Raw genomic sequence first — 8,037 nt, forward strand, 5'->3', positions numbered from 1 at the left:
AACAACCGCCGCCTGATGTGCCTGTCGATGTTCTGGCACTTTCTGGACGTGGTCTGGATCGGCGTCTTCACCTTTGTCTACCTGATGGGAGTGCTGTAATGAGCGCACACGACATCCATGCCGGCCATGCGCACGATGCGCATGACGACCACCACGACGCCGGCCCGCACAGCACCTTCTCCGGCTACATGACGGGCTTCGTGCTGTCGATCATCCTGACCGCGATTCCGTTCTGGCTGATCATGGCCAAGGTCATCGAAGGCCGCAGCACTGCGGTGCTGGTGCTGGGCGCGTTCGCGATCATCCAGATCCTGGTCCACATGTACTACTTCCTGCACATGAACAGCAAGGTCGAAGCCGGCTGGACGCTGCTGTCGACGATCTTCACCGTGATCTTCGTCGTGATCGCGCTGTCGGGAACGCTCTGGGTCATGTTCCACATGAACGCCAACATGATGCCGCACCACGACGCGCCGGCGGCCGTTACTGCTCCGCAGTCTTGACCTCCACTCGTCACCATGCGCTGAACGCCGGGCCTGCGGGCCCGCGTTCTGTTCTGCTCAAGGCCATGCTCGCATTGTTGGGCGTGGCCTTGTTTGTTTCGTTTGTGGGCCTGGGCAGCTGGCAGCTGCAGCGCCGCGCCTGGAAGCTCGCGCTGATCGAGCGCGTGACCGAACGCGTGCGCTCGGCGCCCGTGGCCGCGCCCGGCCCGGCGCAATGGCCGCAGGTCGATGCCACGCAATACGAATACCTGCCCGTCACCCTGTCCGGACGCTTCCTGCAGCACAAGACCGTGCTGGCACAGGCAGCGACCGAACTCGGCTCGGGCTTCTGGGTGATCACGCCGCTGCAGGCCGCCGATGGCAGCCAGACGCTGGTCAACCGCGGCTTCGTGCCTGCGAGCGAGCGCCAGGCCTGGCTGCCCGAAAGCGGCACGTCGGCGTCCGAATCGCCGCAGCAGACCATCACCGGCCTGCTGCGCATGACCGAGCCCGGCGGCGGCTTCCTGCGCGACAACGATGCCCAGCAGCAGCGCTGGTATTCGCGCGACGTCGCGGCCATCGCCGCGGCCCAGGGCCTGGACCGGCCCGCGCCCTACTTCATCGATGAAGGCCGACCCAACCTGGCCCGCGGCGCGATGGACAGCGCGGGCATGGACAGCCCCGTTGTGCCCGCGGCCCACGCGGTCTGGCCGCGTCCAGGCATGACGGTGATCACGTTCCACAACAGCCATCTGGTCTACGCGCTGACCTGGTACGGCATGGCCTTGATGGTGCTGGTCGCCGCCGTGGTCGTGGTGCGCTGGGAAAAGCGCCGCGGCGCGCACAAGACCTTGTAGGCCGGGCGATTCACCGCTTGCGGCAAAATCGCTGCGGTGAATCGCCCTCATCGCCCCCGCTCTGCGGACCCTCTTTCCCAGGTAGACCTCACCACCGAACGCAAGAACATGCAGCTGTTGATACAGCTGCGCTGGCTGGCGGTGGTGGGCCAGGTGATCACGATCGCCGTCGTGCATTACGGCCTGGGCATTCCGCTGCCGCTGCCCGAAATGACGGCCGTGCTGATGGCGCTGATCGTCACCAACCTCGGCTATCTCTACTGGTTCAAATGGCGCCGGCGCAATGTGACCAGCGTCGGACTGTTCTGCGCCTTGCTCGCCGACGTGGCCGCGCTCGCAGTGCAGCTGTATCTGAGCGGCGGCGCGAGCAATCCCTTCATCTATCTGTTCCTGCTGCAGGCCATCCTGAGCGCGGTGCTGCTGTCGCCGGCCTACACCTGGGTGATCGCGGCCATCACCTCGCTGTGCGTGATCGATCTGGCGGGCTCGTCGCGGCCGCTGGCCGTGCAGCCCGACAACAATCTCTACGTCATAGGCCTGCTGACCTGCTTCGTGCTGACCACGGTGCTGCTGGTGATCTTTCTCACGCGCATCGTCGGCAATCTGCGCCGGCGCGACTCGCGCCTGGCCGACATGCGCCAGCGCGCGAGCGAAGAGGAGCATATCGTGCGCATGGGCCTGCTGGCCACGGGCGCGGCGCATGAACTGGGCACGCCGCTGGCGACCATGTCGGTGATCCTGGGCGACTGGCAGCGCATTCCCGAAATCGCGCGCCAGCCCGAGCTGCTGCAGGACCTCGACGAGATGCGCCAGCAACTGCTGCGCTGCAAGAGCATAGTGACCAACGTGCTGCTGTCGGCCGGCGAGGCGCGCGCCGACGCGCCCAAACCGACCACGCTGTTCCGCTTCATGGACCGGCTGATCGCGCAGTGGCAGGAAACCCATCATCCGGGGCGCTTTCGCTATCACAATGGCATTGCCCAGGACCTGGCGATCATCTCCGATACCGCGCTGCAGCAGATGATCTGCAACGTGCTCGACAATGCGCTCGAGGCTTCGGCCGACGAAGTCGAGCTGCGCCTGCGCCGCGAGGACGATCAGCTGGTGATCACCGTGCTCGACCGCGGCACGGGCTTCGCGCCCGAAATATTGCGCAACTTCGGCAAGTACCAGCAATCGAACAAGACGGATCGCGCGGGCCGCGGAGTGGGACTGTTCCTGGTGACCAATGTCGCGCGCTCGCTCGATGGCACGGCGTCGGCGCGCAACCGCGACGACGGCGGCGCCGAAGTGCGTATCCAGTTTCCGCTGTCATCCATCACGTTAGGAGATACCGACCATGGAACCACGCCTGCTGCTGCTGGTTGAAGACGATGCCGCGTTTGCCCGCACGCTCGCGCGCTCCTTCGAGCGCCGCGGCTATCAGGTGCTGAGCGCGGCCAGCGCCGACGAAGTCAAGCTCCTGCTGCAGGAGCACAGTCCCGGCTATGCCGTGATGGACCTGAAGCTTGCGGGCAATGCCTCGGGGCTCAACTGCATACAGATGCTGCACGAGCACAACCCGCAGGCGCTGATCGTGGTGCTGACGGGCTATGCGAGCATTGCAACGGCCGTCGAAGCCGTCAAGCTGGGCGCCTGCCACTATCTGGCCAAGCCCTCGAACACCGATGACATCGAAGCGGCGTTCGGACGCATCGCGGGCGACACCGAAGTCGAGCTGACCCAGCAGACCAGCTCGATCAAGACCGTCGAGTGGGAGCATATCCACGAGACCCTGGCCGAAAGCGGCTTCAACATCTCCGAAGCCGCGCGCCGCCTGGGCATGCACCGACGCACGCTGGCGCGCAAGCTGGAAAAGCGCCAGGTGAAGTAAGGGCCGATACGGCCCTTACCGGGTCAGAAGAACAGGTAGTGGTCGACCAGCAGCGCCGCGAACAGCAGGCTCAGATGCACCAGCGAGAAGCGGAACGTGCGCCAGGCCAGCGCATCGGAATAGTTGCGGCGCAGGCGCCAGGCATAGGCGCAAAAGCCCGCGCCCAGCACCACGGCGGCAAACAGGTAGAGCCAGGAGCTCATGCCGTAGATGAACGGCAGCAGGCAGGCCGCGAACAGCACCACCGTGTAGAGCAGGATCTGCAGCCGCGTGTACTCGCTGCCGTGCGTCACCGGCAGCATGGGCAGGCCCGACTTGCGGTAGTCCTCTACGCGGTACAGCGCCAGCGCCCAGAAATGCGGCGGCGTCCAGAGGAAGATGATCAGGAACAGGATCAGCGCTTCGGGGCCGACCTGGCCGGTCATCGCGGCCCAGCCCAGCACGGGCGGCATCGCGCCCGAGGCGCCGCCGATCACGATGTTCTGCGGCGTGCGCGGCTTGAGCACCACGGTGTAGATCACCGCATAGCCGACGAAGGTCGCGAGCGTGAGCCACATCGTCAGCGGATTGGTGCCAACGAACAGGATGGCAGAACCGAGGCTGCACAGCGCCGCCGAAAACACCAGCGCCTGCGAGCTCGACAGCTCGCCGCGCGCCGTGGGCCGCCATGACGTGCGCTGCATGCGCGCGTCGATGTGCTTTTCGACCAGGCAATTGAATGCCGCGGCCGCGGCCGCGACCAGCCAGATGCCGGCGCAGGACACGGCCATCTGCAACCACTGCGCGCCCGAAGGCCAGCCGGGCACGGCCAGCACCATGCCGATCAGCGCGCAAAAGACAATCAACTGCACCACGCGCGGCTTGGTCAAGGCATAGAACTGGGCGATCCGTGAAGCGGAGGACAGGGTGTCGGTAGTCATGCGCGAGCGATGGCTTTCTTGGAGAGGAGGCGGCGACGATCCATTTCGGCGCGCGAAGAAGAGCTGCTGGCGAGACTCCAGACCAGTACGCCCACCAGCGCCGCGGCGCCTCCAGTGTGCAGTACGGCGGCAATCAGCGGCCAGTCAAATAGGACGTTCGACAGTCCGGTCATCACCTGCAGCAGCAGCAGCCCGGCGAGCCAGCGCCGCTGGCGCGCGAGCGCCTGGGCGCGGCGCAATGCCAGCAGCAGCGCGACCAGCGCCGCGGCGACCACATAGGCCGCGAGCCGGTGCAGGTAATGGATGGCGGTCAAGGCTTCGAAATCGAGGTGGCTGCCATCCTGCAGCATGCCCAGCGGGCGCCAGATCTCGAACGCCTGGGAGAAATTCATGGCCGGCCACCAGCTGCCCTGGCAGGTCGGGAACGTGGTGCAGGCCAGCACCGCATAGTTGGTGCTGACCCAGCCGCCGAGCGCGACCTGCAGCGTCACCAGCGCCAGACCGACCACCAGCGCGCGGCGCAGCCAGGGTGTGAGCACTTCGGGCTCGCGGCCTTGCACGGCCAAGCCATGGGCGACAGCGGGCACGCACAGCAACGCCAGCAGCACCGTGCCGCCCAGCAGATGCAGGGTCACGATCGCGGGAAACAGTTTCTCGGTCACGGTCAGCGCGCCGAACGCGCCCTGGATGCAGACCCAGACCAGGCTGGCCGTGGGCCACCAGGGGCTGCGCCCCGCAGACAGCGGCTGCTTGCGCGCCAGGCGCCAGCTCATCAGCGTCAGCGCAATGATCAGCACTCCCACGCCCGTGGCCAGATAGCGGTGGATCATTTCGACCCAGGCCTTGCCATGGGTCACGGGGCCGGTAGGCATGGCGGTCTGGGCTGCGGTGATTTCCAGGTGCGCGCCCAACGGACTCGCGTTGCCGTAGCAGCCCGGCCAGTCGGGGCAGCCCAGGCCCGAGTCGGTGAGCCGCGTGAACGCGCCGAACATCACCAGGTCGAAGGTCAGGAAGAGTGTGAACACGCTCAGCGCAAGCAGACGCTCGGCCGGGCCATGCTGGCGATTGCGGAACCAGACCCAGGCCAGCGGAGCCAGCGCGATCACCGCGCCGATCAGCATCAGATGCAGCAGGGGTTGCAAATCGTAAAGGGGCTGGCTAGTCATCACTCGTTGTTGTCACATGCGCCGGGCCGCGGCCGGCAAGGCCGCCACCATTTCAAGATTGTCTGAAATATCTGAACGCTCTTAATAAAAAAACCCGCGCTGCCTGCGCGAGGTACGAGCGCGGCGCCAGGGCCGGGAAGAGAGCATGCACGACACCTCCTCGCAGGGCTGTCAAGGCAGTCTGCAGACCGCGGCGCATTGTCCCGGGTCAATTCTATCGGCGCACACGCCGCTGCACAGCGCGGCAGCAAGTGACCCTATGGATGATGGGCCCGGCGCGGTGCCGGCGAGCAGGCTCCAACGAGGCATGCAAGCGCCGCGATACAGGGTGTGACACGCGATCACAGGTTGTCCTACAGTCGGCGCGGCAATGGCCGATATCCAGCACATGACCTACATCGCTGATATGACATGCATCGTCGACCTGCCTCTGGAAAGCCATGAGCACGGTTTTGCCTGCTTTTCCTGCGGCCAGCCACTGGCCTCTTCAGGCGTACGCTATGACGGCAAGGGCGGCAGCATCTTGTTGCACCTGCGCTGCGCCAACGAAATGGGCCAGCGGCTGATCGTCGACTCCTGGACCAACCGCCGCAAGCATGTGCATGCCGCCGGTTGATGCGCAGGGCCTGTGCCCGGGTGGGCATGCCGACCGCCTCGGCCGATAATGGGCCATGTCCACCCTTTCATGCCCTTTCTGCGGTCATACGCTGACCGATAGCATCTCGCCTTGCGCCGGGTGCGGAAAAATGCCCTCCTCTGCCGCTTCGACTGCGGGTGCACAGGCGGTTGCGCCCGCGCCGCGCAGCCGTCTGGTGCCATGGCTCATAGGCCTGCCCGTGGGCGCGTTTGCGGTGCTGATGGTCGTCGGCCAGCTGTTGTCCACGCCCGAAAGCAGCAACCAGTGGGTGGCGCGCGAAGCCATCAAGGTTTGCAACAAGGAGGTCGCGCGCGCGCCCGAAGACCGCAAGCGTCCCGACCTGACGCCCAAGGACTGCGCCGACCTCGACGCTGCCTTCCGCAGCCAGTACGGCACCGAGCCCTGATCTGATCGCAGCCACGGCGCGCGCCGGCCGTATATTCCTTGCAGGATATACGTATTGATACATACCAATGTAATCTGTAACAATCAAACTCGGTATTCGCGCCGCTCGCCCTCTATCACCCATGTATGCACGTTTGTGCATGCGGGACAATGGTGCATACCTGAGGCCTGCCTGGCGCAAGCATGGTGGAAAGCGGGCGAAGCTTTCCACCGCCCTCTATCCTGCCCCAGGCACGCCTGCCACGCACAGGCAAGCTGCCTCCACCTACCCAAAGCCCACGAGCTGGGAGCCCGTCATGAACATTGTCATACTGGACGACTACCAAGACGCCGTACGCAAGCTGCATTGCGCTTCCCGCCTGGATGCGCTCAATGCCAAGGTCTACACCAACAACGTCAAAGGCCTGGGCCAGCTTTCGGTGCGACTGCGGGATGCCGACATCATCGTGCTGATACGCGACCGCACTGCGATCACGCGACAACTGATAGAGAAGCTGCCGCGTCTGAAGCTGATCGCCCAGACCGGCCGCGTGGGCGCGCATATCGACGTCAAGGCCTGCACCGACCATGGCATCGCGATCGCCGAAGGCGTGAGTTCGCCGGTCGCTCCCGCCGAGCTGACCTGGGCGCTGATCATGGCGTCCATGCGCCGCCTGCCGCAGTACATCGCCAACCTCAAGCATGGCGCCTGGCAGCAATCGGGCTTCAAGGCCGCGTCCATGCCGCCCAATTTTGCGCTCGGCAATGTGCTGCGCGGCAAGACGCTGGGGATCTGGGGTTACGGCCGGGTCGGCAAGATCGTGGCCGGCTACGGCCGCGCCTTCGGCATGAACGTGCGCATCTGGGGCCGTGACGCTTCGCGCGCCGAAGCCCTGGCCGACGGCTACCAGGCGGCCAACACGCGTGAAGAGTTCTTCTCGCAATGCGATGTGCTGAGCCTGCACCTGCGCCTGAGCGAAGCCACCGAGCACGTGATAGGCCTGGACGACCTGTCGCTGATGAAGCCCACGGCACTGCTGGTCAACACTTCGCGCGCCGAGCTGATCGAGGCCGATGCGCTGGTCGCCGCGCTGCAGCGTGGCCGCCCCGGCATGGCCGCGATCGACGTGTTCGAAAGCGAACCCATATTGCAAGGCCATGCGCTGCTGCGCATGGAAAACTGCATCTGCACGCCGCACCTGGGCTATGTCGAGCAGGACAGCTATGAGCTGTATTTCGGTACGGCCTTCGAGAATGTCGTGAATTTCATCCAGGGCACGCCCACGCAGATCGTCAATCCCGACTATCAGCGGGTCGCGCGCTGAACGCGCGCGCGGCATCGGCGATGATCAGCGGACTCTGAATCCCGCGGCGCCGCCCTCGGGCTCGCGCTCCTGTGCGATGGCTTCCTGCACCGTCTGGCGCACCACCGATTCGAGTTCTTCCTGCAGCCGCAGCGTCACCGAGCGCGTCTGCTCCTGCACCACCTGGGCGATGGACTCGCGCAGGCGCTGGTCCAGCACGCGTTCCACGCGCTCGAGCAGGCGCTGCACCAGCCGCTCCTCGGCCTGCATCTGGACCTGGGCCCAGGCGACGGCGTCGAGTTCGGGGCTGGCTTCGGGCTCCTGCTCGGCGAGGCTGGGCAACACCGTCTCGGCCAGCGGAAAACGCGCCGCCGACCCCGAGGCCGGCGACGGCGAATACACCACGCGCGCGCC

Annotated in this window: 9 protein-coding genes and 2 pseudogenes; 8 read left to right on the forward strand and 3 right to left on the reverse strand. The window is 65.7% G+C overall.

What is annotated here, in order from left to right; translation table 11 throughout:
• From RR928_RS14935 to RR928_RS14955, 5 genes and pseudogenes are all read left to right on the forward strand, one after another.
• A pseudogene (locus RR928_RS14935) lies at positions 1-99 on the forward strand (cytochrome o ubiquinol oxidase subunit III); the annotation flags it as partial.
• The gene (gene cyoD, locus RR928_RS14940; protein WP_332539609.1) at positions 99-503 is read left to right on the forward strand and encodes a cytochrome o ubiquinol oxidase subunit IV; all 405 of its coding nucleotides are present in this window, start codon (positions 99-101) and stop codon (positions 501-503) included. The pseudogene RR928_RS14935 and the gene cyoD, both read left to right, overlap by 1 nt.
• Before the next feature lie 65 nt (positions 504-568).
• Complete coding sequence (locus RR928_RS14945) at positions 569-1,339, forward strand: SURF1 family protein (protein WP_332547784.1); 771 nt, start codon at positions 569-571, stop codon at positions 1,337-1,339.
• Between the two features lie 108 nt (positions 1,340-1,447).
• Positions 1,448-2,707, forward strand: coding sequence for an ATP-binding protein (locus RR928_RS14950; RefSeq protein WP_332539611.1), 1,260 nt, complete (start codon positions 1,448-1,450; stop codon positions 2,705-2,707).
• Positions 2,679-3,212, forward strand: a complete 534-nt coding sequence (locus RR928_RS14955) for a response regulator transcription factor (protein WP_332539612.1) — start codon at positions 2,679-2,681, stop codon at positions 3,210-3,212. Before RR928_RS14950 ends, RR928_RS14955 begins: the two co-directional genes overlap by 29 nt.
• Positions 3,213-3,235: 23 nt before the next feature.
• Here the strand turns inward: RR928_RS14955 and cyoE are convergent, their stop codons facing one another.
• Complete coding sequence (cyoE, locus tag RR928_RS14960) at positions 3,236-4,132, reverse strand: heme o synthase (RefSeq protein WP_332539613.1); 897 nt, start codon at positions 4,130-4,132, stop codon at positions 3,236-3,238.
• A complete protein-coding gene (locus RR928_RS14965) occupies positions 4,129-5,298 on the reverse strand; it encodes a COX15/CtaA family protein (RefSeq protein ID WP_332539614.1) in 1,170 nt (389 codons plus the stop codon). Before RR928_RS14965 ends, cyoE begins: the two co-directional genes overlap by 4 nt.
• A 406-nt stretch (positions 5,299-5,704) precedes the next feature.
• Between RR928_RS14965 and RR928_RS14970 the strand changes: the two genes are divergently transcribed.
• The 3 genes from RR928_RS14970 to RR928_RS14980 all read left to right on the forward strand — a co-directional run bounded on the left by RR928_RS14970 (position 5,705) and on the right by RR928_RS14980 (position 7,644).
• A complete protein-coding gene (locus RR928_RS14970) occupies positions 5,705-5,914 on the forward strand; it encodes a hypothetical protein (RefSeq protein WP_332549907.1) in 210 nt (69 codons plus the stop codon).
• A 130-nt stretch (positions 5,915-6,044) separates the two neighbouring features.
• Positions 6,045-6,341, forward strand: coding sequence for a hypothetical protein (locus tag RR928_RS14975; RefSeq protein ID WP_332539616.1), 297 nt, complete (start codon positions 6,045-6,047; stop codon positions 6,339-6,341).
• A gap of 295 nt (positions 6,342-6,636) precedes the next feature.
• A complete protein-coding gene (locus RR928_RS14980; RefSeq protein WP_332549447.1) occupies positions 6,637-7,644 on the forward strand; it encodes a D-2-hydroxyacid dehydrogenase family protein in 1,008 nt (335 codons plus the stop codon).
• A gap of 24 nt (positions 7,645-7,668) precedes the next feature.
• Here RR928_RS14980 and RR928_RS14985 read toward each other — a convergent pair.
• Positions 7,669-8,037, reverse strand: a pseudogene (locus RR928_RS14985) (hypothetical protein); the annotation flags it as partial.

The sequence above is a fragment of the Comamonas sp. genome, from assembly GCF_036666375.1.
Lineage (GTDB): Bacteria > Pseudomonadota > Gammaproteobacteria > Burkholderiales > Burkholderiaceae_C > Comamonas.

Bases quoted from the DNA above. Each gene is read 5' to 3' on its own strand.
- cyoD (WP_332539609.1), top strand. From the start codon at position 99: ATGAGCGCACACGACATCCATGCCGGCCATGCGCACGATGCGCATGAC.
- RR928_RS14945 (WP_332547784.1), top strand. From the start codon at position 569: ATGCTCGCATTGTTGGGCGTGGCCTTGTTTGTTTCGTTTGTGGGCCTG.
- RR928_RS14950 (WP_332539611.1), top strand. From the start codon at position 1,448: ATGCAGCTGTTGATACAGCTGCGCTGGCTGGCGGTGGTGGGCCAGGTG.
- RR928_RS14955 (WP_332539612.1), top strand. From the start codon at position 2,679: ATGGAACCACGCCTGCTGCTGCTGGTTGAAGACGATGCCGCGTTTGCC.
- cyoE (WP_332539613.1), bottom strand. From the start codon at position 4,132: ATGACTACCGACACCCTGTCCTCCGCTTCACGGATCGCCCAGTTCTAT.
- RR928_RS14965 (WP_332539614.1), bottom strand. From the start codon at position 5,298: ATGACTAGCCAGCCCCTTTACGATTTGCAACCCCTGCTGCATCTGATG.
- RR928_RS14970 (WP_332549907.1), top strand. From the start codon at position 5,705: ATGACATGCATCGTCGACCTGCCTCTGGAAAGCCATGAGCACGGTTTT.
- RR928_RS14975 (WP_332539616.1), top strand. From the start codon at position 6,045: ATGCCCTCCTCTGCCGCTTCGACTGCGGGTGCACAGGCGGTTGCGCCC.
- RR928_RS14980 (WP_332549447.1), top strand. From the start codon at position 6,637: ATGAACATTGTCATACTGGACGACTACCAAGACGCCGTACGCAAGCTG.